Origin of the sequence: Oscillibacter acetigenes, assembly GCF_025567605.1 — a bacterium.
In the GTDB taxonomy this organism is placed as follows: domain Bacteria; phylum Bacillota; class Clostridia; order Oscillospirales; family Oscillospiraceae; genus Oscillibacter; species Oscillibacter welbionis.
On the sequence record NZ_JAOQKG010000002.1, the window covers coordinates 39669 to 62856 of the forward strand.

A 23188-nucleotide genomic window follows, 5' to 3' on the forward strand; every position below is an offset into this window, starting at 1 on the left:
TCATTGACAAATTTCAAAATTGTGTTACTGTATTATTAGAATAATACAAAAAGAGACATCGTAACGGACCGCACTCTGCCGCGTCTTATGTGAGACATTTTACAGACATTTGACGCAAACGCCGTGGGATGTTGATCTGGTGGCGTTATACTGGAACTGAAAAAATGTTCCGGAAGTTGAAGCGTTCGGCGGGGCTGCGTCGTATAGGAGAACAAGACGAAAGAAGGGAACCTGTTATGAAGATCCTGATTACCACAGATTGGTATACGCCTGCGGTAAACGGTGTGGTCACCTCTGTGAAAAACCTGCAGCGGGAGTTGGAGCGCCGGGGCCATGAGGTCCGGATCCTGACGCTGTCCCAGTCGCTCCACTCCTGGTCCCGGGACGGCGTCACCGCCATCGGCTCCGTAAACGCCGGACGGATCTATCCCGGCGCCCGCCTCCGCACCGCCATGGCGGGCCGCTGGGTACGGGAGCTGATGGACTGGCGGCCGGATGTGATCCACTCCCAATGTGAGTTCAGCACCTTTTTCCTGGCCCGCCGCATCGCAGAGGAGCTGGATGTCCCCCTGGTCCACACCTACCACACGGTGTATGAGGACTACACCCACTACTTCTCCCCCAGCGTCCGGTGGGGCCGATGTGCGGTGGCGGCTTTCTCCCGCTGGGTAGCTGCCCAGGTGGACGGCATGATCGCCCCCACCGGCAAGGTGCGGGGACTGTTGCAGGGCTATGGCGTTCGCTGCCCGGTCTTCGTGGTGCCTACGGGCATCGACCTGCGGCGCTTCCAGCAGGAGGGCGATCCCATGCGCCGGGCGGTTCTGCGGGCCAGCCTGGGCATCCCTGCGGAAAACACTGTGCTGGTGTGCGTGGGGCGCCTTGCGGAGGAGAAGAACATCCAGGAGCTGCTGAAGCTCCGGGCCTCCCTGGGCAGCCGCCCTGTGACGCTGTTGCTGGTGGGGGATGGTCCTGACCGGCCCCGGCTGGAGCAGGTGGCCCACGATCTGCGGCTGGAGGCCCCGGCAGTGATCTTTGCCGGCATGGTGCCCCCGGAGGAGGTGCCGGAGTGGTACCGGCTGGGGGACCTGTTCGTCAGCGCCTCCTCCAGCGAGACCCAGGGTCTGACCTACATCGAGGCACTGGCCGCCGGCGTGCCCGCCCTGTGCCGGGCGGATCTCTGCCTGGAGGGCGTCATCCTGGAGGGAGAGAACGGCTGGCAGTACCACAGCACTGTGGAGTTCCGGCAGCGGCTGGAGGAGTTCCTGGCCAGCCCGGAGACCCACGAAGCGCTGAAGCGGCGGGCCGCAGAGAGTGCGGAGCAGTTCTCCGCCCAGCGGTTTGCCCAGCGGGTGGAGCGCATCTATCAGATGCAGCTGGCCCGGCGGGCGGCCAGCTGTGTCCAGGGGGTGACCGCATGAGCCGGGGCGTGGAAAAGACCGCTCTGCAGGCGGCGTCCCTCTTCGGACTGATTTTGTGCGTGCTGACCGGAATCTGGGCCTGGCAGGCAGGACTGCTAACCTCCCAGGAGCGGCTGCAGGCCTTTGTGGCCAGCTGCGGCGCCGCCGGCGGGCTGCTGTTCGTGGCGTTCCAGATGGTGCAGGTAGTGGTGCCGGTGCTGCCCGGCGGCCTGGGCTGCCTGGTGGGCGTGGTGCTGTTCGGCCCGGTGATGGGGTTTGTCTACAATTATGTGGGCATCTGCATCGGTTCGCTGTTGGCCTTTGCCGTGGCGCGCAACTGCGGGCGGCCGCTGTTGAGCCTGCTGTTTTCGGAAAAGCTCATCGCCAAGTACAGCGATTGGACAGAGCGGAATGACCGGTTTGCACGGCTGTTCGCCCTGGCGATCTTTTTCCCGGTGGCGCCGGACGACTTCCTGTGCTATCTGGCGGGTACCACCTCCATGACCTGGCGGCGGTTCACCACCATCATCCTGCTGGGCAAGCCCCTTTCCATCGCCCTGTACAGCCTGGGGCTGACGGTGCTGTTCCAGCAGATCACAGGCTGGCTGGGGTAAAGACATCCGCGGACGGGCGGATCGGTAAAGGAGACACACATGCGCGTTTTTATCTACAATGGCGGCCTGCGCCTGGTCGGCAAAAGCGGTGTGGGACAGGCCATCCTCCACCAGCGGGAGATGCTGCGCCGGGCCCGGATCGACACTGCCGACCATTGGTGCCAGCGGGCCGGGGCCGTCCATATCAACACGGTGCTGCCGGATTCGGTGCTGGCGGCTCTGGCGGCCAAGCTGATGGGGCGGAAGGTCATTTACTACGGCCACTCCACTATGGAGGATTTCCGCAGATCCTTTCGAGGCTCGGACCGGCTGGCACCCCTCTTCCGCAAGTGGATCACCTTCTGCTACAGCCTGGGCGACGTGGTGCTGACCCCCACGGAATACTCCCGCCGTTTGCTGGAGAGCTACGGCCTCAAGCCGCCGGTGTACAGCATTTCCAACGGCGTGGATACAGAGTTCTTCGCGCCGGATCCCACCCGGCGGGCGTCCTTCCGCCGCCGCTGGGGCCTCCGGGAAGGGGAGCGGGCGGTGATTTCCGTGGGTCACACCATTGCCCGGAAGGGACTGCCGGAATTCCTGGAGCTGGCCCGGCGGATGCCGGAGGCCCGTTTCCTCTGGTTCGGCTGGACGGATCCCCATCTGATCCCCCAGGAGATCCGGCAGGCCATGGAACAGGCGCCGGAGAATGTGACCTTCGCCGGCTTTGTAGACCGGGAGACGCTGCGGGAGGCATATTGCGGCGCGGATGTATTCGCCTTCATGAGTCATGAGGAGACCGAGGGCATCGTGGTGCTGGAAGCCCTGGCCTGCGGCATTCCCACAGTGGTGCGGGACATCCCTGTTTACAACGGCTGGCTGCGGGAGGGACAGAATGTCTACAAGGCCTCCGGCACAGACGAGTTCCAGCAGAAGGCGGAAGGACTTCTGACAGGGACATTGCCGGATCTGACAGCCGCCGGCCGCCGGGTGGCGGAGGAGCGGAGCCTGTCGGTGATGGGGGAGCGCCTGCGGGAGGTCTACCGGCGGATGGACATTCTGCCGGCAGCGCAGCCGGCGGCAAAAACGAACCTCCCTCAGGCGGAGAGACCCGTACAGCACAGCTTCACACCTTAATTCCCGGTATTCCTACGGGATAAGGATACCCTGGCGAGGGATGGTTCCCCATAGCGCCCGCTTCCATTCCGGTTCTGCGGGCCGCCGATGAAGAGAAAAAGCGCCTCCGGCAAAAGCCGGAGGCGCTTTTGGCGCGTTTACTGGGGCAGCGTCTGGACCACGCCGCGGGCACAGTCCACAGAGACCATGGCACCGTCCTTCAGGCGCTGGACGGCGCCGGCGGCGCCCACGATCACCGCCTTGCCCAACGTCAGGCCCACAGTGGCCGCATGGCCGTTGGTGCCGCTCTCCTCGCTGATGACAGCGGCCGCCTGCCGGATATAGGGCAGGAGGTCGTTGGTGGTGTAGGGCACCACCAGCACATCCCCGGGGCGGAACTTGGCGGCCACATCCTCCAGTGAGCGGCAGACGCACAGGGGGCCGGAGGCGTTGCTGGCCCCCACGCCGACGGCGTTGAGCAGGGCCCCGCCCACCAGATGGACCTTGATCATATTGGTGGTGCCGGAGACACCCACGGGCACACCGGCAGTAATGACCACCAGATCGCCCTGCTTCACGAGTTCTGCCTTCTCTGCCGCCTGGATGGCGAACTCGATCAGCTGGTCGGTGTTCTGGGCATAGGGCATCAGCAGGGGCACCACGCCCCAGTACAGGGCCATCTGCCGCTGGACCCGCTCACTGAGCAGGCAGGCCACCACCGTGGTGCCGGGGCGGAAACGGCTCACCAGCCGGGCGGTGGCACCGCTCTGGCTGACGGTGAGGATGGCATCGGCACCGATGTCCATGGCAGTGGTGCAGGCGGCATGGGCCGTGGCGGCGGCGATGGACAGGCGGCTGGAACCCGGCAGGTTGCGCATCCGCTTGGCGTAGTTGATGTCCGCCTCGGTCCGCAGGGCAATGGCATCCATGGTCTGCACCGCCTCCACGGGGTATTTGCCCGCCGCTGTCTCGCCGGAGAGCATGATGGCGGAGGTTCCGTCGTAGATGGCGTTGGCCACGTCGGTGATCTCCGCCCGGGTGGGGCGGGGATTCTCCATCATAGAGTCCAGCATCTGTGTGGCTGTGATGACAGGCTTGCCGGCGGCCACGCACTGGGCGATCATGTCCTTCTGGATGATGGGAATCTCTGTGAAGTCGATCTCCACGCCCATATCCCCCCGGGCCACCATGATGCCGTCCGCCACGGACAGGATCTCCGCCAGGTTGCTGACCCCCTCCTGGTTTTCAATCTTGGCGATGATCTGGATGGAGGAGTCTGCCTCATCCAGCAGGCGGCGGATCTCCCGCACGTCGTCCGCCGTGCGGACGAAGCTGGCGGCGATGAAGTCAAAGCCCTGTTCCACGCCGAAGAGGATGTCCTCCCGGTCCCGCTGGCTCATGTAGGGCATGGACAGGCGGATGCCCGGCACATTGACGCCCTTGTTGTTTTTCATGGCCCCGTCGTTTTCCACCCGGCAGCGGACGTCCGCCGCTGTGGTCTCCAGCACCGTCAGGCGCACCAGGCCGTCGTCCAGCAGGATGGTGTCGCCGGCCTTCACGTCCCCGGGCAGGTCGGCGTAGGTGATGGAGCAGCCTTGCTCATCCCCCACGATGTCCCGGGTGGTCAGGGTGAACTCCTGGCCGGTCCGCAGCATGACGGAACCTGCGGCGAAGGACTTCAGCCGGACCTCCGGCCCCTTGGTGTCCAGCATGGCGGCCACCGGCAGGCCCAGCTCCGCCCGCAGGGCCTTCAGGGCGTCCAGACGACCCTTGTGCTCCGCGTGGCTGCCGTGGGAGAAATTGAACCGGGCCACGTTCATGCCGGCCTCCAGCATCTGCCGCAGGACGCCCTCCCTGTCCGTGGCCGGACCGAGGGTGCACACGATCTTTGTCTTTCTCATAAATAAAAATCCACCTTTCGGTCAAAAGGGATACAAACTGTAAGACAGTTTATCACAAAGCCGCAGCGCAAAAAAGTGGAAAAGTGTTCAATAAACAAGAGGGATCCGCCAAAAGGCCCGTCAGCGCGGGAAGGCTCACATCCCCAGCTTTTCCCGCAGGGCGGCGATCATCTCTTGATATTCGCCCTCGGAGAGCAGCACCGGCTTCGGATTCGTGATGGCAAAGGAACCGCCGAACTCGAATCCGCCCTCGTATTTGGGTACGATATGGAAGTGCAGGTGGGGATTCGTATCGCCGAAGGAGCCCAGGTTGATCTTGTCGCAGCCCCACAGTTCCTTCACTGCACCGGAGGCCCGGGCCAGATCCCGGGCGAAGGCGGCCAGCTCCTCCGGCCCGCACTCGCACAGCTCCTTCCGGTGGTTCTTCAGCGCCAGGGCGCAGCGGCCCTTGTGGGCCTGATCCTTGAAGAGATAGAGCACACCGGCCTCCATCTCGCCGACCTTGTACATGATGGCCTCCCGGCCCTCGTGATGTTCATCGCAGTAAAAGCATCCCATGGCTAGATCTCCTTTTGTCAGAATACGGAGGAAATTTTCCCCTTATTACCATACAACCCAAAACCGCCGCCGTCAAGCATCAGTTCAGGATTGCGCCGGGGCAGAGGTTCTGGTATCATCAGGGTATCAAGAACGAAGACGGAGGAGGAATCGACATGAAACTCGGCTTGGTGACGGACAGCCTGGTAGACCGCTCCCTGGCAGAGGCAGCGGCCGTCTGCCGGGGACTGGGGCTGGAGCAGGTGGAGTTGGGCTGCGGCAACTGGTCCCCGGCGCCCCATGTGGACCTGAAAGGGCTGACGGCGGACGCCGGTGCCCGGCACCGGCTGCTGGATACTCTGGGGGAAAACGGCCTCACGATCTCCGCCCTGAACTGCTCCGGCAACCCCCTGTTCCCCGGGGAGAAGGGAGCCGGAGACAGGGCGGTGGCGGAGGGCACGTTCCTCCTGGCGGAGCAGCTAGGGGTGGAGACCGTGGTGATGATGAGCGGCCTGCCCGGCGGCTGCCCGGAGGACCGCACTCCCACCTGGATCGTCACGTCCTGGCCGCCGGAGACGGAGGAAATCCTCCGCTACCAGTGGAAGGCGGCCGTCCCGGTGTGGAAGGCGCTGGCCGCCCGGGCCCGGGACCACGGGGTGAAGCGCATCGCCCTGGAGTTCCATGGCTGGCAGCTGGTGTACAATGTGGAGACGCTCCGCCGCCTGCGGAGTGAGGTGGGAGACGACATTCTGGGGGTGAATCTGGACCCCAGCCATCTCTTCTGGATGGGGGCGGACCCCGTGGAGGTGGCCCGCGCCCTGGCGGACTGCATCTACCATGTCCACATCAAGGACGTGCGCCTGGAGCCGGCTGCCGGGCAGAACACCCTGCTGGACACCAAGGGCGTGCTGGAGTTCGCCAGCCGCTCCTGGAACTTCGTCACCCCCGGCACAGGCCACGACGCCGCCTGGTGGCGCCGCTTTCTGGAGACGCTGCAGGACTGCGGCTACGACGGCGCCCTCAGCATCGAACAGGAGGATTACACCATCCCGCTGGAGGAGGCCCTGCAGAAGGCCGTGTCCCTGCTGCGGCAGGCGCTGCCCGCCTGAAATACGCAAAGCCCCGCCTCACGAACGAGGCGGGGCTTTTTTCAGAACAGGATCACCGCAGGAAATTCCAGTACAGGGTAATGGCCGCCGCCAGCAGGAGCTGCACGGCCAGGATCACCGGCACGCCCACCCGAAAGACCCGGTGGAGCGTCTTGTGGCGGAAGAGGTACATCCCCAGCAGGGCACCCACGCTGCCGCCCACCACGGCCAGAAGCAACAGATTTTTCTCCGGCACCCGCTGGCGGAACCGGGGGTGTTTGGCCAGGAGCTTGTCTACGCCGAAGATCAAAAAGGTCACAGTGTTGATGAGCACCAGCCAGGCGGCCAGCAGCCCCAGGGGAGAGCCGATGAAGGCAACGATACGGTCATTGTGCTCTGTGGGCAGATAGAGTGTCTTTTCTTCCATAACGGCCGCCTCCTGAAACAGCACTGGACTGGCCGGGAGTTCCCAGCCAGTCCAGTGTAGCAGAAGTTTCAGTTTTTGGCAAGCTTGCTGAGTTCCACAGCAGTGGCTGCCGCCAGCTTGGCGTTGTTGTACACCAGCTGGATATTGGAGGCCAGGGAGTCGCCGCCGGTCAGATCCTTGATCTTGGCCAGCAGGAAAGGCGTGGTCTCCTTGCCGTGGATGCCCTGAGCCTTGGCCTCCTCCACGGCCTCGTCGATGGCCTTGTTGATGACGTCCGCGTCCATGGAGTACTCCTCCGGGATGGGGTTGGTCACCAGCATGCCGCCGCCCAGGCCCATATCCTGCTTGACATAAAAGGCTTTGGCCAGCTCCGCCGGGGTGTCGATCTCATAGTCCACGGCAAAGCCGCTCTTCCGGGTGTAGAAGGCGGGCAGCTCGCGGGTGCCGTAGCCGATGACGGGCACGCCGTGGGTCTCCAGGTACTCCAGGGTCAGCCCCAGGTCCAGAATGGACTTGGCGCCGGCACAGACCACCATCACGGGGGTGTGGGCCAGCTCCTCCAGATCGGCGGAGATGTCCATGGTGGTCTCAGCCCCCCGGTGCACGCCGCCGATGCCGCCGGTGGCGAACACGGAGATCCCGGCCATGTGGGCGATAATCATGGTAGTGGTGACAGTGGTGGCGCCGTCCCTGCCCTCCGCCACCAGCACGGGCAGATCCCGACGGCTGGCCTTGGCCACGGCAGGGCCGGTCTTGCCCAGGTAGTCGATCTCCTCGGGAGAGAGGCCGGCCTTCAGCCGCCCGCCGATGACGGCGATGGTGGCAGGGGTGGCGCCGTGTTCCCGGATGATCTTCTCCACGTTCAGGGCCGTCTCCACATTCTGGGGATAGGGCATGCCGTGGGAGATGATGGTGGATTCCAGTGCCACCACGGGACGACCCTCGTCCAGGGCCTTCTGCACTTCAGGGGCGATGTCGAGATACTTGTTCAGAGCCATGATAAAAACCTCCAGATTTGAATTTTGGTTATTCGATGGGGAATGGGGTGTCAGGAATTGGAAATGGGGGGACCGGGAACTTTAAAGCCCAGCCCGCAGCTTCAGCGCTTCCGCGCTCATGGCGGGGTTGATGGTCTCCGCCCCCTCCATGGCGATGGCGGAGGCTGCCAGACCCGCCTTGGCGGTGCCCGTCAGATCCGTGCCCGCAAGATAGGCCCAGGTGATGGCTGCCATGAAGGCATCCCCGCAGCCGGTGGTGTTCACCATCTCCGCCGGCAGGACGGGCAGGTGCACCCGCTCCCCGGAACGGTCGGCGGCGAACACGCCGTCTCCGCCTAGAGAGATGAATACCCGGTGAAGACCGGTGGCCAGCAGGGCGTCCGCGGCGGCGCGCAGGCTGGCCTCATCGGTGATGGCCACGCCGGAGAGCAGCTCCGCCTCGATGCGGTTGGGCTTGAGGGTGTGGAGCCTGCCCAGCACCGGCTGCAACTTCACCGCCTTGGCGGTGGAGACCGGGTCGGCAAAGATAGGCACCGGGCAGTTCTCTGCCAGATAGGCGATGCTCTCCGCGGGAATATTGGTGTCGATCACCAGCACCTGGCTGCCGGACAGCAGCTTCTGCCGCTGAGAGAGCAGCTGGGGTGTCAGATGGCGGTAGATGTCCATGTCACTGACCGCCAGCAGCATGTCGCCCTTCTCGTCATTGATGAAGAGATAAGTGGAGGTGTGCCCCTCCGGGATCACCGGGGATTGGGAGATGTCGATGCCCAGTTCCCCGCAGCTGGCGGCGATCTTCTGGGCGTACAGGTCGTCGCCGAAGGCGGTGACCATCCGCACGTCCAGGCCCAGAAGGCTCATGTTGTGGGCGATGTTCCGGCCCACGCCGCCCAGACTCATCCGCACCGCGCCGGGGTTGGAGTCCCGGTCCACCGGCACCTCCGACGGCCAGCCGCCGATGTCCATGTTGACGCCGCCCACCACCGTGACATAGGGCGCTGTATGGACGATGTAGCCTTTGCCGGTGATGTAGCCCTTCTTCATCAGGTTGGAGATGTGCACCGCCACGGAGGACCGGGTGATGCCGGCCTTCTCCGCCAGTTCCTGCTGGGAGATGAGAGGGTTTTCTTCGATCCAGTTCAGAATCTGCCGTTCCCGCTGGGTCATGGCGCCGCCTCCTTGTAAGCAAAAATTAAGATATATAATCTAATGCTTAGTTTATCTGTTTTTTTGAAAAAGTCAAGACCCAATTTTTAGCCGTCAGCCGTCTGTGGGACGGGGATGCCCGCTTCGCCTGCCGCAGGTACCGGACAGAGAGGTGCTGATGGGGCGGGAGCTTCATGTTCTCCCAGCGGAATAAAAATCGCGCCGGAAGTGGAACCAAACCGCCGCCTTTGCCGACTATACAGGCAGAGGAGGCGATGCTTCATGAAAAAATGGTGCCTGTTTTTGAGCCTGTATTTCTGTATCTGTCTGCTGGCAGCCTGCGCCGGAGGGGACGTCTCCGCCGGTGCGGGGGCCGATTCCGGCGGCACACCCGCGGAGGAGACCCGGACCGGAGGAGAGACGACGGAGCCCGGCCGGGTGACGGAGACCTTCCGGCTGGTGACTGTGGGGGACGGCGATGATCCGGCTTCTGTGCTGGCCGGGACGGACGGCGGGGCCGGAGCTGTGTACACCCTGGACCTCTTCAGTGTGGAAGACCTGACTATCGAGGGATACACCCAGGAGGAGATGGACCTGCTGGACTGGTCTCCCATGCCTGGCGCTCTGGTGGAGGTCACCTGGGACGGCTCCGTCATGGAGTCCTACCCCATGCGGTTCGGCACGGTGGCCTCCGTTCGCATCCTGGAGGACGGCTTTGACGATCTGTGCCGGCTGCACCTGGACGTGCTGAACGATCTCTGGGAGGTGGACCCCAGCCTGAATGATGGCATCACGGAGCTGGGGGTGGACCTGTCCGGGACCTCCCTGCCGGAAAGCGAACAGGCCGCGGTGGCCTATGCCTTCGGCTCCGCCCACGGGCTGATGGCTATGGAGGGCACATATCAGGACTTCGTGGACAGCGGGTATATCGACGGGGAAGCACTGTTCTGGAAGGACGGCTGCCTGTTCTCCGTCAAAGAGACCCAGGATGAAAACCCGGTGACCTTTAATCTGCCCAGTTTCGGTCCTGGGGACGAGATGCCGGACTACAGTGGCGTCCGCTTTGACGCGGAGAAGTGGCGCAGCGGCCTGGGGGCCTATTTCTTCACAGACTGCACCGCTGTCCGAAATGGCGGCGGCCAGTGGGGCGATTACACCGTGGGGGCGGAGGCGATCGCCTGAAAACCGGGAAAACGCCCGTTCCCTCTTGTAAAACTATTTGAAATGGAGTACAATATCCATGATTATGCAGCCATTTCCAGCAAAAACAAGAAAACGGGTGAAGTTTATGAGCTATACGAAAATCGCGGCCATCTACGCCGACAGCGAGGCACTCTCCGGCCAGACGGTCACCGTGGGCGGCTGGGTCCGCACCATCCGGGACATGAAGACCTTCGGCTTCATCGAGCTGAACGACGGGTCCTGCTTCAAGAATCTCCAGGTGGTCATGGAGGCCGGGACGCTGGAGAACTATAAGGATATCGCCGCCCAGAACGTGGGCGCCGCCCTGATCGTCACCGGCACCGTCGTCCTGACGCCGGAGGCCAAGCAGCCCCTGGAGCTGAAGGCCGCCTCCATCGAGGTGGAGGGCACCTCCACCTCCGACTACCCCCTGCAGAAAAAGCGCCACAGCGTGGAGTTTCTGCGTACCATCCAGCACCTGCGGCCCCGGACGAACCTGTTTTCCGCCGTGTTCCGGGTGCGGAGCGTGGCGGCCTACGCCATTCATCAGTTCTTCCAGGAGCGGGGCTTCGTCTACGTCCACACCCCCATCATCACTGCCAGCGACTGTGAGGGCGCCGGCGAGATGTTCCGGGTCACCACGCTGGACCCCAAAAATCCGCCCATGACCGAGGATGGGGAGGTGGACTTCTCCCAGGACTTCTTCGGTAAACCTGCGAACCTCACCGTCTCCGGCCAGTTGAACGCGGAGAACTTCGCCATGGCCTTCGGGGACGTATATACCTTCGGCCCCACCTTCCGGGCGGAGAACTCCAACACCCAGCGCCACGCCGCCGAGTTCTGGATGATCGAGCCGGAAATGGCCTTCACAGACCTGAAGGGCGATATGGATGTGGCGGAGGCCATGATCAAGTTCGTCATCCGTCAGGTGATGGAAAAGTGCCCTCAGGAGCTGGCCTTTTTCAACAGCTTCGTGGACAAGGGCCTGCTGGAGCGGCTGGAGCACGTGGCCTCCTCTGACTTCGGCCGGGTGACCTATACCGAGGCAGTGGCGATTCTGGAGCAGCACAACGACCTGTTTGACTACAAGGTCTCCTGGGGCTGCGACCTGCAGACGGAACACGAGCGGTATCTCACCGAGCAGGTGTACAAGAAGCCGGTGTTCGTCACGGATTATCCCAAGGAGATCAAGGCGTTCTACATGCGCCTCAACGACGATGGGAAAACCGTGGCCGCGGCGGACTGCCTGGTACCCGGCATCGGCGAGATCATCGGCGGCAGCCAGCGCGAGGAGCGGCTGGAAATCCTGGAAAGCCGCATCCGGGAGCTGGGCATGAACCCCAAGGACTACTGGTGGTACTGCGACCTGCGGCGCTACGGCTCCTGCAAGCACGCGGGCTTCGGCCTGGGTTTTGAACGGCTGGTGATGTACCTCACCGGCGTCAGCAACATCCGGGACGTCCTGCCCCACCCGAGAACGGTCGGCAGTGCGGACTTTTAAAAAATAAAATCGACTCCGGCGCCCTGTCCATCTGCTTGGACAGGGCGCCGTTTTTTGCGGTTGTGGGGACGGAGGGCGGTACCCTTCTGCGCATTGCCGGCGGTCCGCTGCAACAGTTTTTCTTGAGGAGAGGCGGGGCCCTAGTGTATAGTTAGGAAAAACTCAAAAGGAGGAAAAAAATGGAAAGCGATACAATGGAACTTCTGCGCCTGATGCTGGCGCATCTGCGGCCCAGGCTTCAGGGACGGGACGAAGAGTGGCAGGCGCTGGAGCGGAAGCAGCAAGAACTGATGGCCAGCTTCCGGGAAACCCACGGCGGGGACGTGCCGCTGCTGGAGGAGGTCCTGGAGATGGAGGACGCCTGGGCTGGCGCGGGAGAACGGGCCTGCGCCGCCCACTTCTTTCTGGGGCTGCAAATGGGCCTGGACCTGGGGAAGCTGAACTATCTGCGGGAGGAATAGGCGCTGCCCCGGAGTGCGCGTGAAAGAGAGCGCCCGGACCACGTGGCCCGGGCGCTCTCTTTCAGTTAGATGAAGAACTGTGCCGGATCAGGCCAGCACCCGCACGCAGCGGTCGATGAGGGTCATGTGGACCGCTTCGCCCTCTGCGAAGCGCTTGGACAGCTGGGGGTTGTAGACCTCCACGATGATGGGCTGGTCGCCCAGCATGACCTCGTACTCCACTTTGGCACCGTAGTAAGTGGCCCGGGAGACACGGCCGGACAGGGGGCCCTCTTCCTCAGAGAGGAGAATAGACTCCGGACGAACCGCCAGGCAGCAGGGGCCGTCCTTCTGGACGCCCTCCATCTTGCCGGGGGCGGGGATGGGGAAGGTGTGGCCGCCCACTTCCACCAGGGCGTTCTCGCCGTCCATGCCGCGGAAGGTGCCGTCGATGAAGTTGGCCTTGCCGATGAAGTTGGCCACGAACCGGCTGTTGGGCTGCTCATAGATCTCTGTGGGCGTGCCCTGCTGGCAGATGACGCCGTCCTTCATGATGACCACCCGGTCGGAGATGGCCATGGCCTCGGACTGGTCATGGGTGACATAAAGGGAGGTGATGCCCAGCCGTTTCTGAAGGGCCCGGAGCTCGTCCCGCATGCTCTCCCGCAGCTTGGCGTCCAAGTTGGACAGGGGCTCGTCAAACAACAGCACGCTGGGCTCAATGACCACGGCGCGGGCCAGGGCCACCCGCTGCTGCTGTCCGCCGGAGAGCTGGTTGGGGAACCGGCGCTCCATACCGGTCAGCTGCATCAGCTCCATGACGGCGTTGGTGCGGCGGACCACCTCATCCTGGGAGACCTTGGCCACTTTCAGACCGTAGGCCACGTTCTCCCAGATGTTCAGATGGGGGAACAGAGCGTAGCTCTGGAACACCATGGAGATGCCCCGCTTGTTGGGGGGGATCTTGGCAACATCCCGCTCACCGATAAACACGCTGCCGCTGGTGGGGTACTCAAAGCCGGAGATCATCCGCAGCGTGGTGGTTTTGCCGCAGCCGGAAGGGCCCAGCAGCGTCACCATCTCGCCGTCCTGGATGTTCAGGTTGATGTGGTCCACAGCCACGAAATCCTTGCCGGTATCCGGCTGCTGGAAGATCTTGGTGATCTCTTTTAAAACCACGCCGGAGCTCTTTTTGCCCAGCGCCGACTTTTCCATCTGCTTGCTCATTTTGTTTCCTCCGTTTTCTCGTGAATGCCTGCGCCCTTGGGCACCCTGGAGCGGGGGGCCAGCAGCAGGTTGATCAATCCGTTGAAAATGCCGATAAACACCAGCAGGATTACGACCATCATGGTGACGAAGGCCGCAGCCTGGCTGTATTTTGCCTGGTCAAAGAGCGTGTAGATCTTGCTGGTGACCAGATCCCAGCGGGGAGAGACCAGGAAGATGATGGCGCTGACGGCAGTGATGGCCTTCACGAAGGAGTACACCAGGCCGGAGAAGAAGGCGTTGCGCAGCATAGGCAGGGAGATCCGGCGGAAGGAGTAGCCGCTGCCGGCACCCAGAATGGTGGAGGCCTCTTCAATGGAGTTGTCGATCTGCAGCAGCGTGGTGGTGCCGGACTCAATCGCCACCGGCATATTCCGGAACACGAACACGATCACCAGGATGGCAGCGGTGCCGGTGAGCACTAGGAAGCCGGTGTTGAAGGCCAGGATGTAGGCGATGCCCAGCACAGTGCCGGGGACGGCGAACATCAGAACAGAGGACACCTCGATAAACCGTTTGCCGTAGTAGTCCCGCTTGGCGGTGATGTAGGCGATGACCATGCCCAGCAGGCCGCCGATCAGCGCTCCGATCAGACCCAGGATAATGGAGTTCCGCAGGCTGTCCCAGCCCTGCTGCAAGGCGCGGGTGTACTGGTCCAGGGTGAGGGTGTAGTCGTAGCCCCAGGTCTTGACGAAGGAACCAAAGACCACTGTGCCGTAGAACAGGATGATGACCGCGGCCACCACCAGGCAGACAGCGAACAGGGGCCATTTGATATGGGGCTCATCGATGAGCTTGCGGGCCTGGGTGGGCTTGCCCGTGACGGTGACGAAACTCTTTTTGTTGACCCAGTATTTGTTCAGCAGATAGGCCAGCATGGTAGGCACCAGCATCAAAAGCGCCAGCACGGAGCCCTTCTGCATGTCATAGCTGCCGGTGATGGTTTGATAGACTTCCACAGATAAGGTGGTGAAATCGCCGCCGATGGTGGCGGGATTGGAGAAGTCCTCCAGAGACTGGATGAACACCAGCAGGCAGCCGGAGATGATGCCCGGCAGGGACAGCGGAAAGGTGACCGTCCAGAAGGTGTGCCACCGGCTGGCGCCCATGTTGCAGGCGGCGTCCTCCACCGATGCGTCGATGGAGGAGAGGATGCCGGAGAGGGTCATATAGGCGATGGGGAAGAAACTCAGCACCTGCACCACGATCAGGCTGCCCATGCCGTAGACGTCGTTGTCCGTGATCTTCAGCAGCCCGTTGGTAATCAGCCCCTGCCGCCCGAACAGAAAGATGATGGACAGGCACAGAATGAAGGGCGGGGACAGGATGGGCAGGGTGGCGATGGTCTTCAGAAAGCCCTTGCAGGGGACGTTTGTGCGGGTGATGGTATAGGCGAAGATGTAGCCGATGAAGGTGGCGATCACTGCCACGATCACTCCCAGCACCATGGTGCGGCCGAACGTCTTTAAATACCGGGAGGTGGAAAAGATCTCCGCCGCGGTAGCCAGGGAGAAAGTCCCGGACGCATCGGTCAGGCTGAAGAGCAGAATCTTCACCAGGGGATAGATGACGAATAAAAGCAGGAGCACGATGACCGTAAGGATCGAGATCAGCATGATGGGCTGACGCATGATCATCTTGGATTCGTTCCGCCTTTTCAGGCGGGCGGCGCTTTTGCCGCCCGAACCAGCAGCGTTTGCCATTTGGGTTCCTCCTGTTGATTTTCAAGCGTTTGGCAAGAGGACTTCCTCCCCGCCGGGGAGGAAGTCCTGCAGGCATAGAGAGAATCTTCCGGAATTACTCCAGATTTTCAGAGCTGGCGATGTTCGCCTCGAACTGCGCGACGAACTCGTCCTTGTGCTCGGCAGCCCAGACGGCATCATAGTCGATGACGGCCACGGAGTCCAGCGTCACCAGACCCTCGGCCGGAGTGGCCTGGGAGTTGGTGGGCACCCGGAAGGAATTGTTCTCGGCATACAGGTTCTGACCCTCTGCAGAGCACATGAAGTCGATGAACTTCTTGGCGTTTTCCTGCTCGTCAGCGGGACCGCCCTTGATCAGGGCCATGGCACCCACCTCATAGCCGGTGCCGTCGGTGGGGAAGGACAGCTCGATGGGATAGCCCTCGGTGGTGGGCTGCAGACCGTCGTGAGAGAAGGTCAGGGCAATGGCCGCCTCGCCCAGGGCCACGCCGTTGGGAGCGGCGGAACCGGACTTGGTGTACTGGGACATGTTCTTGTCCAGCTCCTTCAGGTAATCCCACACGGCATCCTCACCCTTCAGCTGGATCAGCGTGGCCAGAACGGTGTAGGCGGTGCCGGAGGTGGCGGGGTGGGCCATAATGATCATATCCTGATACTTGGGATCCAGCAGGTCATCCCAGCTGGTGGGATAATCATACCCTTTGTCCGCGAACCAGTCCTTGTTGCAGGCGAAGGCGATGGCGCCCACATAGATGGGGTTCCACACGCCGTCGGGGTCCAGATAGTTCTCCGGGGTGTTGGACAGCTCGGGGGACTGATAGGCCTCCAGCAGGCCCTGGTTGGAGGCGGCGATGTAGTTGTCGGTGGAGCCGCCGAACATCAGGGAGGCCTGGGGATTGTCCTTCTCAGCAGCCACGCGGGTCAGCATCTCACCGGCGGAGAGCCGCAGAGCGTTGACCTTGATGCCGGTGGCCTCCTCAAACGCGTTGAAGTAGTAGGCCACCTCGGCCTCGGGGAATGCCGTGTAGACGGTCAGCTCGTTGCTGCCGCTGGACTCCCCACCGTCCCCTTCGGAGGAGGTGTCACTGTTGCCGCCGCCGCAGGCGGTGAGCATTCCCAGCGTCATAGCCAGGGTAAGGAGCAGCGCGAATAGACGTTTGCTCTGTTTCATAAGAGTGTCTCCTTTTCACCAATTTTAGGTTCCGGATCCTCCGGGATTTTAGGGATATTGTAGCATCTCCGGAAAAGAGTGTCAATAATTGGTAACGTTTGCACACAGGAGAAACCCCATAAGGCAAAGACAAAAATAGAAAAAATGTATTTGTATAAGAGACAAAAATGGCGGCGGCGCTGGCTTTTTCCGGAAGTTTTGTTAAAAAGCGGAAGGGGAAATTGGTGAAACTATAAAATTTATGACAGCGCTTACTTTCAAACACGTGCCCTTCAAAACCGTTTCGTATCCCCGGGACCCGGCTGGACTGAAATTGCCCAAATTTTTCTCCAGGCTTTAGGCAATCAGCCGAAGATTTCCGCCAAAGTGTGGAAGATATTGACTTCTCTTCCGGCTTGTGATAAACATAAAAGAAACAATTTGGGCGCTTTGGGTTCGTCGAAATTTGTCAAGAATGCTGAGAATGGCGCCGTTCAAACAGCTTTATTTAACCATGCAACCGTTTCCGGGAATATGCGGCAACATCTGCCGCAGAGGTGACCTGCCGAAAGAGAGGGGAGAGTTGGCGGAGCCATTCCTCCCCTTTTTATTGTTTGACTGCCCGGCGCGGGGCGGAGAGAGGAGTGTGCACAGAATGATGGAAGGACTGGCATACCTGCGGGAGATGAACGTGGCCTCCGTCCTGCTGCGCCTGACTGTGGCCATGCTCTTCGGGGGCTTCATCGGACTGGAGCGGGAGCGGAAGCGCCGGCCGGCAGGCTTCCGGACCTATATGCTGGTATGCTTGGGCGCGGCGCTGACCATGCTGCTCAGTCAGTATGAGAGCTATATGGTGACCCACGCCTGGCATGAGACCGCCATGGAGATCGGCCTGCGGACGGATGTGTCCCGCTTCGGCGCCCAGGTCATCAACGGCATCGGCTTTCTGGGTGCGGGCACCATCATCGTCACCGGCAAGCAGGAGGTGAAGGGACTGACCACGGCGGCGGGCCTTTGGGCGTCCGCCTGTATGGGTCTGGCCATCGGCGCGGGATTTTACGAGTGCGTACTTTTGGGCTTCCTGCTGATCCTGCTGACCAACCGGCTGCTGCCCTTCGTGGAGGATGCCATCATCGAAAGCGCCCGGAACATGAACATCTATGTGGAATTCCAGACGCTGGACAATCTGGGGGACATCATTGCCCGCATCAAGTCTCAGGGCGGACAGATTTACGAAGTGGATCTGGACCGGGGCCGGGAGGAGCGGTCCAAGAATCCCAGCGCGGTGTTCTCCATTCGGCTGCCCGGCAGGCACTACCACGTCCGGGTCCTGGCGGCGATCTCCGAGTTGGAGAGCGTCTACACCATTGATGAAATCTGAGGGAGGTGCGGAGATTGCTGCCGATTTTTGACGGTGTGCGGGATGTGACCGTGCTGTCCACCACGCTGCGGATGCTGCTGGCGGTGGTGTGCGGCGGTCTCATCGGGCTGGAGCGGGAGTACAAGCGCCGGCCGGCGGGGTTCCGCACCCATATCCTGATCTGCCTGGGGGCGGCCATGACGACCCTCACCAGCCAGTTCCTTTATTTGAACCTCCATTACTACACGGACATGGCCCGGCTGGGAGCCCAGGTGGTGGCGGGCATTGGCTTCATCGGCGCAGGCGCCATCATCGTCACCCGGCGCCGCCGGGTGAAGGGGCTCACTACGGCGGCGGGCCTCTGGGCGGCGGCCATTGTGGGCCTGTGCCTGGGCGGCGGGTTCTACGAGGGCGGCATCTTCGCCACGGCGCTGATTCTGGCGGCGGAGATGTTCCTGTCCAAGCTGGAGTACCGGATGCTGGACAACGCCCCGGAGGTGAACCTCTATATGGAGTACAGTAACAAGACCTGCCTGGACAATGTGCTGCGGCTGTTCCGGGATTTGAACCTGAAGGTGCTGAACATGGAGATTACCCGCTCTACGGAGACGGAGACGCACAATGCCTGCGCCCTCTTTACCCTGCGGCTGAACAAGCGGTGCCGGGTGGAGCAGCTGATCCCCAAGATGAACGCCACGGAGGGCGTGGTGTCGGTAGAGGAGTTGTAACAGCGGCGCAAGCCGGAAGAATAGGAGAGAGACTATGAAAAAAACGTATGACGTACTGGTGATCGGCCCGGTGTCCCTGGATCACAACATCGACTATCAGGGCAACGAACGCAAGGAGGTGGGCGGCGCCGTGGTGGCCTCCGGCTTTGCGGCTGCCAAAAGCGGCAACCGCACCGCCGTGTTTACCAAGCTGAATCCCGCGGATGCGGATGTGGAGGAGCGGTTCGCCGGGTCCGGTGCGGATGTGTACTGGAAGCCGTCTCAGGCCACCTGCTCCATCCGCAACCAGTATTTCACCGCCGACAAAGAAAAGCGGGCCTGCACCTCCATGGGGGTGTGCGATCCCTTCCGGTTCGATGAGCTGCCGGATATCGAGACCAAGATCTATCACTTCGCCGGCCTGGTGTACGGCGACTTCGACGGTGCCCTCTTTGCCGAGGCAGCCAGGCACGGCAAGGTGGCGGTGGATGTCCAGTGCCTGCTGCGCCATGTGGAGGCGGACAGGACCATGGCCTTCCACGACTGGGCGGAAAAGAAGCAGTACCTGCCGGTGATCGACTACCTCAAGACCGACGCGGCGGAGGCGGAGATCCTGACGGGCCTCACCGATCGGGCGGAGGCCGCCAAGCTCCTGCACAGCTGGGGCGCCAAGGAGGTCCTCATCACCCACAACACCGAGGTGCTGGCCTACGACGGGGTGACCACCTACACCTGTCCCATCAAGGCACGGAACCTCTCCGGCCGGACCGGGCGGGGCGACACCACCTTCGCCGGCTATATCTCGGAGCGCCAGCGGGCCGGGGTGGAGGAGGCCCTGCGGTACTGCACGGCCCTGGTCTCTCTGAAGATGGAGACGCCGGGCCCCTTCCAGGGCACCCGACAGGATGTGCTGGATTATATCCGGGAGTTTTATTGAGAAGGCACAGGAGCCGTCCGCAGACAGCGGACGGCTCCTGTACAAAAACTCCATTGACAACGGGTATTGTCCGTGATAAGGTAACAAGTGTCAATTATATAAAGGCAAACGAAGTCCCTAGAGAAACGGCGCAAGCCTGCCGAAGGAGTGAAACTCTCAGGTGTCCCGGCACGGGATGAGGACTAGGGATGGATGTGGCTCTGGAGAAGCTCAGATGAGTACCGAAGGTGCAAGGCGGGAAATCCCGCTGAATCTCTCAGGTAAAAGGACAGAGTAAAGGGCAGGCCCTTCCGCACAGCGGAGGGGGCCGGCGCTTTGTTGGGCTGGGCAGGGTCTGTCCGGCCCTTTTCGTTTGCGGACAAGGAGAGAGAAAACATGGACATGGATCTGTTGGCCGCAAAGGTCAGCGAACTGGCCGGCTTTGTGTGGAACGGCCTGCTGCTGTATCTGCTGGTGGGTACCGGCATCATCTTCACCATCCGCACCCGGTTCATCCAGGTGCGCAAATTCGGCGCCGGCTTCCGGCGGCTGTTCGGCAGCGTGAACCTCAACGGCGAGAAGGCCGGCAAGGAGGGCATGAGCTCCTTCCAGGCGGTGGCAACCTCTATCGCCGCCCAGGTGGGCACAGGCAACATCACCGGCTGCGCCACCGCCATGATCTCCGGCGGCCCCGGCGCCATCTTCTGGATGTGGCTGGCGGCCTTCTTCGGCATGGCCACCATCTACGGCGAGGCGGTGCTGGCCCAGACCTTCAAGACCAAGGACGAGACGGGGCACGTCATCGGCGGACCCGTCTACTACATCCGGCAGGCATTCAAGGGGACCTTCGGCAAGATCCTAGCGGGCTTCTTCGCGCTGGCTATCATCTTCGCCCTGGGCTTCACCGGCAACATGGTCCAGTCCAACGCCATCAGCAACGCCTTCCAGGAGGCGCTGGGCATCCCCACCTGGATCGTGGGCGTGGTGCTGGCGGTGGTGGCCGCCTTCATCTTCCTGGGCGGCGTCACCCGCATTGCCGCCGTCACGGAGAAGCTGGTGCCTGTCATGGCCTGCTTCTATCTGGTGGGCGGCCTCGTCATGCTGATTGCCAATATTACCAACCTGCCTCACGCCTTTGCCCTGATTTTTGAGGGTGCCTTCAACCCCCAGGCCATCCTGGGCGGCGCCGTGGGTATCGGCGTGCGGGAGGCCATGCGCTACGGCGTGGCCCGGGGCCTGTTCTCCAACGAGGCAGGCATGGGTTCTACCCCCCACGCCCACGCCATGGCCAAGGTGGAAAAGCCCCAGGACCAGGGCGTTGTGGCCATGGTTTGTGTGTTTATCGACACCTTTGTGGTCCTGACCATAACCGCCCTGGTGATGATTACCAGCGGCGCGCTGAACGTGGGCGACATGGCTGCCAATCCGGCGGCGGAGAACATGGCCCAGGTGGCGTTTTCCACTGTGTTCGGCAGCTTCGGCAATTTCTATGTGGCCATCTGCCTGCTGTTCTTTGCCTTCTCTACCATCATCGGCTGGTACTTCTTCGGCGAGCAGAACGTGAAGTATCTATTCGGTGTGAAGGCTGTCAAGGTCTACGCCTGCATTGCGGTGGTGTGCGTGGCCCTGGGGGCTGTGCTGGAGGCTCCCCTGGTCTGGAACCTCTCCGACCTGTTCAATGCGCTGATGGTGTTCCCCAACCTGCTGGCGCTGCTGGCCCTCAGCGGGCTGGTAGCCAAGGCGGCCAGGGGAGGGGACGCCCTGCGCAAATAAGCGCCCCGCCCAGAAAGAGACCCTCCACCCGAAGTTCCGGGCGGAGGGTCTCTTCAAGCATCCCGGGCGGGGAGGGCCGGACCGCCCTGGCCGTAGGGGAGGGTGAAGACCGGGATGCCCTCCATGGCCGGGGCGATGGCGTACATGGGATAAAAAAACGACAGACCCTCCGCCGTAAGATAGAAGTTCTGCGGGTTGAAATGGCGCCGCAGCAGCCGGCGGACGCCCTCATGGTACCGGGAGATCCCAGCCGTCTCCTGCCGCTGGATCTCCGCCTCCGCTGCCTCCATCAGCCGCCGCTTCCATCCGCTGCGGCGGGGAAAGAAGGCGGACAGAGGCACCGGATAGCCGGAGGTCAGATCCCAGGTATCCCCATGGCGCAGAAGCGTGGGGCGCCCTGAAAAGCCGCTCTCCCGGGACTGGGTATACAGGCTCCAGAGGCCGCCGTCGTTGTAGGTGACCTGATAGGTCAGCTCCGCCCGGAAGTGGGGCAGGGGCAGGCTGGCCGCCAGAGCAGCGCGGTATTCCTCCGCCGCCGCAGGCAGGAGGTACGTCTCACAATAGCGTAGGAAGGAACGGCACTGGAGCTGGTAATACCGCCGGATGCGGCGGGAGACTTTGTCCGCTGCTGGAACTGGTTCCGGCAGGGAGATGGAGGCGGAGAGCACAGGGATCTCCTCTACGGTCCATTCCCGCTCCGCGGTCATGGCCTCTGCGTGCAGCTGGGTGAGAGGTTCGTTCATAGGCGCCGCTCCTTCCGAAAAGATGCTGTTCTGCACCAGCCTATGCCCTGCCGCCGGGCGGGGTGACTGGACACGCTTTAAAGTGCAAGAAATTTTTTCTGTCCGGAGCCCTTTACTTTCACGCGGCAGAGTGTTAAAATACATCTTGGCGGCGAAGCGCCGCAAATCTGTTGGAGCCTCCCAGAAAGGGTACTGGATATGGTAAAGATCGGCAAGAAGGAAAAGAACGGCGAGCTGTACAAGGCAATTCTGCTGCTGAAGGACGAGCAGGAGTGCTATGAGTTCTTCCAGGATCTGTGTACCGTGTCGGAGCTGCGGGCCATGGAGCAGCGGTTCGAGGTAGCCTCCCTGCTGGACGACGGCATGATCTATAACGAGATCCTGGAGCGCACCGGCGCCTCCAGCGCCACCATCAGCCGGGTGAACCGGTCCCTCAGCTACGGCACCGGGGCCTACGAGAAGATTTTCGCCCGGTACAAGAAGCGGGACAAATGAGCAGTTATGACGCCCTGGCCGCCAGCTACGATGCCCTGACAGTGGATGTGGAATACCGCCGGCGGGCAGACTACCTGACGCGGCAGTTCCACAGAAGCGCCCTCCCGGTGGAGACGGTGCTGGACCTGGCCTGCGGAACCGGCACCATGGCCTGCCTGCTGGCGGAGCGGGGATACCGGATGATCGCCGTGGACGGATCCGAGGAGATGTTGACCCAGGCGGCCTGGAAGGCGGCGGCGTTGGAGCAGCCGCCGATGTTCCTGCACCAGTCCATGCCCCGCCTGCACCTGGGCATGGAGGTGGATGCGGCGATCTCCACCCTGGACGCGCTGAACTACCTCACCCGGACGGCAGACCTGCGGGAGACGCTGCGGCGGGTATACCGCTGGCTGCGGCCCGGCGGACTGTTCCTATTCGATGTGAACACCCCCTACAAGCTCCGGCGGATGGACGGGCAGGTCTATCTGGACGAGACAGAGGACAGCTACTGCGTCTGGCGGACCTTCTACGCCCCCGGCCGGAAGATCTGCACCTATCAGGTGGACCTGTTCCGGCTGAACGCCAACGGGAGCTGGGACCGGGCCTTTGAGGAGCACCGGGAGCGGGCCTGGGGGCGGGAGGAGCTGGAGACGTATCTGACGGAGGCGGGCTTCGGCGCTGTCACCGTCACCGGCGACCTCACCAGCCGTCCACCGGCGGCGGAGGAGGACCGCTGGATTTTCCGGTGTCAAAAGCCGGTCAGACCAAGATAAAAC

Annotated in this window: 22 protein-coding genes and 1 riboswitch; of the genes, 13 read left to right on the forward strand and 9 right to left on the reverse strand. The window is 62.3% G+C overall.

The window, feature by feature from the left end; all coding sequences use genetic code 11:
* Nucleotides 1-236 precede the first annotated feature (236 nt).
* From OCV80_RS03985 to OCV80_RS03995, 3 genes are read left to right on the forward strand one after another with little or no spacing between them, the layout of a single operon-like run.
* Nucleotides 237-1418 (forward strand): glycosyltransferase family 4 protein, encoded by a 1182-nt coding sequence (locus OCV80_RS03985; RefSeq protein WP_119310559.1) that lies wholly within the window; start codon nt 237-239, stop codon nt 1416-1418.
* Entirely contained in the window at nt 1415-2011 is a 597-nt protein-coding gene (locus OCV80_RS03990) for a TVP38/TMEM64 family protein (RefSeq protein WP_021749049.1), read from the forward strand. The genes OCV80_RS03985 and OCV80_RS03990 overlap by 4 nt, the downstream gene beginning before the upstream one ends.
* Nucleotides 2012-2050: 39 nt before the next feature.
* Complete coding sequence (locus OCV80_RS03995) at nt 2051-3124, forward strand: glycosyltransferase family 4 protein (protein ID WP_025544929.1); 1074 nt, start codon at nt 2051-2053, stop codon at nt 3122-3124.
* Between the two features lie 137 nt (nt 3125-3261).
* On the opposite strand, the gene pyk is transcribed toward OCV80_RS03995, so the two are convergent.
* Nucleotides 3262-5004: a pyruvate kinase gene (pyk, locus tag OCV80_RS04000; RefSeq protein ID WP_021749051.1), complete on the reverse strand. Its 1743-nt coding sequence runs from the start codon at nt 5002-5004 to the stop codon at nt 3262-3264.
* 135 nt (nt 5005-5139) lie between these two features.
* Nucleotides 5140-5562 carry an HIT family protein gene (locus OCV80_RS04005; protein ID WP_119310561.1) on the reverse strand — a complete coding sequence of 141 codons (423 nt, stop codon included), beginning with the start codon at nt 5560-5562 and terminating at the stop codon, nt 5140-5142.
* 155 nt (nt 5563-5717) lie between these two features.
* On the opposite strand from OCV80_RS04005, the gene OCV80_RS04010 reads away from it, so the two are divergent.
* Entirely contained in the window at nt 5718-6650 is a 933-nt protein-coding gene (locus OCV80_RS04010; RefSeq protein WP_119310562.1) for a sugar phosphate isomerase/epimerase family protein, read from the forward strand.
* A gap of 52 nt (nt 6651-6702) precedes the next feature.
* Here OCV80_RS04010 and OCV80_RS04015 read toward each other — a convergent pair whose 3' ends face one another.
* The 3 genes from OCV80_RS04015 to OCV80_RS04025 form a co-directional block, all read right to left on the reverse strand.
* Nucleotides 6703-7056, reverse strand: coding sequence for a DUF1294 domain-containing protein (locus OCV80_RS04015; protein WP_119310563.1), 354 nt, complete (start codon nt 7054-7056; stop codon nt 6703-6705).
* 68 nt (nt 7057-7124) lie between these two features.
* A complete protein-coding gene (locus OCV80_RS04020) occupies nt 7125-8054 on the reverse strand; it encodes a pseudouridine-5'-phosphate glycosidase (RefSeq protein WP_021749055.1) in 930 nt (309 codons plus the stop codon).
* A gap of 81 nt (nt 8055-8135) precedes the next feature.
* Nucleotides 8136-9218, reverse strand: a complete 1083-nt coding sequence (locus tag OCV80_RS04025) for a PfkB family carbohydrate kinase (protein ID WP_021749056.1) — start codon at nt 9216-9218, stop codon at nt 8136-8138.
* A gap of 261 nt (nt 9219-9479) precedes the next feature.
* Between OCV80_RS04025 and OCV80_RS04030 the strand changes: the two genes are divergently transcribed.
* From OCV80_RS04030 to OCV80_RS04040, 3 genes are all read left to right on the forward strand, one after another.
* Nucleotides 9480-10379 carry a hypothetical protein gene (locus OCV80_RS04030; protein ID WP_119310564.1) on the forward strand — a complete coding sequence of 300 codons (900 nt, stop codon included), beginning with the start codon at nt 9480-9482 and terminating at the stop codon, nt 10377-10379.
* A 106-nt stretch (nt 10380-10485) separates the two neighbouring features.
* Nucleotides 10486-11880: an asparagine--tRNA ligase gene (asnS, locus tag OCV80_RS04035; RefSeq protein WP_036630172.1), complete on the forward strand. Its 1395-nt coding sequence runs from the start codon at nt 10486-10488 to the stop codon at nt 11878-11880.
* 179 nt (nt 11881-12059) lie between these two features.
* Nucleotides 12060-12341 (forward strand): hypothetical protein, encoded by a 282-nt coding sequence (locus OCV80_RS04040; protein WP_021749060.1) that lies wholly within the window; start codon nt 12060-12062, stop codon nt 12339-12341.
* A gap of 87 nt (nt 12342-12428) precedes the next feature.
* On the opposite strand, the gene OCV80_RS04045 is transcribed toward OCV80_RS04040, so the two are convergent.
* The 3 genes from OCV80_RS04045 to OCV80_RS04055 all read right to left on the reverse strand — a co-directional run bounded on the left by OCV80_RS04045 (nt 12429) and on the right by OCV80_RS04055 (nt 16460).
* On the reverse strand, nt 12429-13547 hold the full coding sequence (locus tag OCV80_RS04045) for an ABC transporter ATP-binding protein (protein ID WP_021749061.1): 1119 nt from the start codon (nt 13545-13547) through the stop codon (nt 12429-12431).
* Entirely contained in the window at nt 13544-15289 is a 1746-nt protein-coding gene (locus OCV80_RS04050; protein ID WP_021749062.1) for an ABC transporter permease, read from the reverse strand. The genes OCV80_RS04045 and OCV80_RS04050 overlap by 4 nt, the downstream gene beginning before the upstream one ends.
* A gap of 94 nt (nt 15290-15383) precedes the next feature.
* Nucleotides 15384-16460, reverse strand: a complete 1077-nt coding sequence (locus OCV80_RS04055) for an ABC transporter substrate-binding protein (protein ID WP_203005769.1) — start codon at nt 16458-16460, stop codon at nt 15384-15386.
* Nucleotides 16461-17094: 634 nt separating this feature from the next.
* Here OCV80_RS04055 and OCV80_RS04060 point away from each other — a divergent pair.
* The 4 genes from OCV80_RS04060 to OCV80_RS04075 all read left to right on the forward strand — a co-directional run bounded on the left by OCV80_RS04060 (nt 17095) and on the right by OCV80_RS04075 (nt 21195).
* Nucleotides 17095-17820, forward strand: a complete 726-nt coding sequence (locus OCV80_RS04060) for an MgtC/SapB family protein (RefSeq protein WP_025544438.1) — start codon at nt 17095-17097, stop codon at nt 17818-17820.
* 14 nt (nt 17821-17834) lie between these two features.
* The gene (locus OCV80_RS04065; protein WP_021749067.1) at nt 17835-18527 is read left to right on the forward strand and encodes an MgtC/SapB family protein; all 693 of its coding nucleotides are present in this window, start codon (nt 17835-17837) and stop codon (nt 18525-18527) included.
* Nucleotides 18528-18561: 34 nt separating this feature from the next.
* Nucleotides 18562-19443, forward strand: coding sequence for a PfkB family carbohydrate kinase (locus OCV80_RS04070; protein ID WP_256264853.1), 882 nt, complete (start codon nt 18562-18564; stop codon nt 19441-19443).
* Between the two features lie 190 nt (nt 19444-19633).
* Nucleotides 19634-19725, forward strand: a riboswitch (glycine riboswitch).
* Nucleotides 19726-19824: 99 nt separating this feature from the next.
* Nucleotides 19825-21195: an alanine/glycine:cation symporter family protein gene (locus OCV80_RS04075; RefSeq protein ID WP_036630181.1), complete on the forward strand. Its 1371-nt coding sequence runs from the start codon at nt 19825-19827 to the stop codon at nt 21193-21195.
* Between the two features lie 53 nt (nt 21196-21248).
* Here OCV80_RS04075 and OCV80_RS04080 read toward each other — a convergent pair whose 3' ends face one another.
* Entirely contained in the window at nt 21249-21938 is a 690-nt protein-coding gene (locus OCV80_RS04080; RefSeq protein ID WP_021749072.1) for a DUF3298 and DUF4163 domain-containing protein, read from the reverse strand.
* A gap of 198 nt (nt 21939-22136) precedes the next feature.
* On the opposite strand from OCV80_RS04080, the gene OCV80_RS04085 reads away from it, so the two are divergent.
* Complete coding sequence (locus tag OCV80_RS04085) at nt 22137-22433, forward strand: YerC/YecD family TrpR-related protein (protein ID WP_025544442.1); 297 nt, start codon at nt 22137-22139, stop codon at nt 22431-22433.
* Nucleotides 22430-23185 (forward strand): class I SAM-dependent DNA methyltransferase, encoded by a 756-nt coding sequence (locus tag OCV80_RS04090; protein ID WP_119310566.1) that lies wholly within the window; start codon nt 22430-22432, stop codon nt 23183-23185. Before OCV80_RS04085 ends, OCV80_RS04090 begins: the two co-directional genes overlap by 4 nt.
* Nucleotides 23186-23188: the final 3 nt, after the last annotated feature.

Coding starts and splice junctions, on each gene's coding strand:
- OCV80_RS03985 (WP_119310559.1), top strand. CDS start 237: ATGAAGATCCTGATTACCACAGATTGGTATACGCCTGCGGTAAACGGT.
- OCV80_RS03990 (WP_021749049.1), top strand. CDS start 1,415: ATGAGCCGGGGCGTGGAAAAGACCGCTCTGCAGGCGGCGTCCCTCTTC.
- OCV80_RS03995 (WP_025544929.1), top strand. CDS start 2,051: ATGCGCGTTTTTATCTACAATGGCGGCCTGCGCCTGGTCGGCAAAAGC.
- pyk (WP_021749051.1), bottom strand. CDS start 5,004: ATGAGAAAGACAAAGATCGTGTGCACCCTCGGTCCGGCCACGGACAGG.
- OCV80_RS04005 (WP_119310561.1), bottom strand. CDS start 5,562: ATGGGATGCTTTTACTGCGATGAACATCACGAGGGCCGGGAGGCCATC.
- OCV80_RS04010 (WP_119310562.1), top strand. CDS start 5,718: ATGAAACTCGGCTTGGTGACGGACAGCCTGGTAGACCGCTCCCTGGCA.
- OCV80_RS04015 (WP_119310563.1), bottom strand. CDS start 7,056: ATGGAAGAAAAGACACTCTATCTGCCCACAGAGCACAATGACCGTATC.
- OCV80_RS04020 (WP_021749055.1), bottom strand. CDS start 8,054: ATGGCTCTGAACAAGTATCTCGACATCGCCCCTGAAGTGCAGAAGGCC.
- OCV80_RS04025 (WP_021749056.1), bottom strand. CDS start 9,218: ATGACCCAGCGGGAACGGCAGATTCTGAACTGGATCGAAGAAAACCCT.
- OCV80_RS04030 (WP_119310564.1), top strand. CDS start 9,480: ATGAAAAAATGGTGCCTGTTTTTGAGCCTGTATTTCTGTATCTGTCTG.
- asnS (WP_036630172.1), top strand. CDS start 10,486: ATGAGCTATACGAAAATCGCGGCCATCTACGCCGACAGCGAGGCACTC.
- OCV80_RS04040 (WP_021749060.1), top strand. CDS start 12,060: ATGGAAAGCGATACAATGGAACTTCTGCGCCTGATGCTGGCGCATCTG.
- OCV80_RS04045 (WP_021749061.1), bottom strand. CDS start 13,547: ATGAGCAAGCAGATGGAAAAGTCGGCGCTGGGCAAAAAGAGCTCCGGC.
- OCV80_RS04050 (WP_021749062.1), bottom strand. CDS start 15,289: ATGGCAAACGCTGCTGGTTCGGGCGGCAAAAGCGCCGCCCGCCTGAAA.
- OCV80_RS04055 (WP_203005769.1), bottom strand. CDS start 16,460: ATGAAACAGAGCAAACGTCTATTCGCGCTGCTCCTTACCCTGGCTATG.
- OCV80_RS04060 (WP_025544438.1), top strand. CDS start 17,095: ATGATGGAAGGACTGGCATACCTGCGGGAGATGAACGTGGCCTCCGTC.
- OCV80_RS04070 (WP_256264853.1), top strand. CDS start 18,562: ATGAAAAAAACGTATGACGTACTGGTGATCGGCCCGGTGTCCCTGGAT.
- OCV80_RS04075 (WP_036630181.1), top strand. CDS start 19,825: ATGGATCTGTTGGCCGCAAAGGTCAGCGAACTGGCCGGCTTTGTGTGG.
- OCV80_RS04080 (WP_021749072.1), bottom strand. CDS start 21,938: ATGAACGAACCTCTCACCCAGCTGCACGCAGAGGCCATGACCGCGGAG.
- OCV80_RS04085 (WP_025544442.1), top strand. CDS start 22,137: ATGGTAAAGATCGGCAAGAAGGAAAAGAACGGCGAGCTGTACAAGGCA.
- OCV80_RS04090 (WP_119310566.1), top strand. CDS start 22,430: ATGAGCAGTTATGACGCCCTGGCCGCCAGCTACGATGCCCTGACAGTG.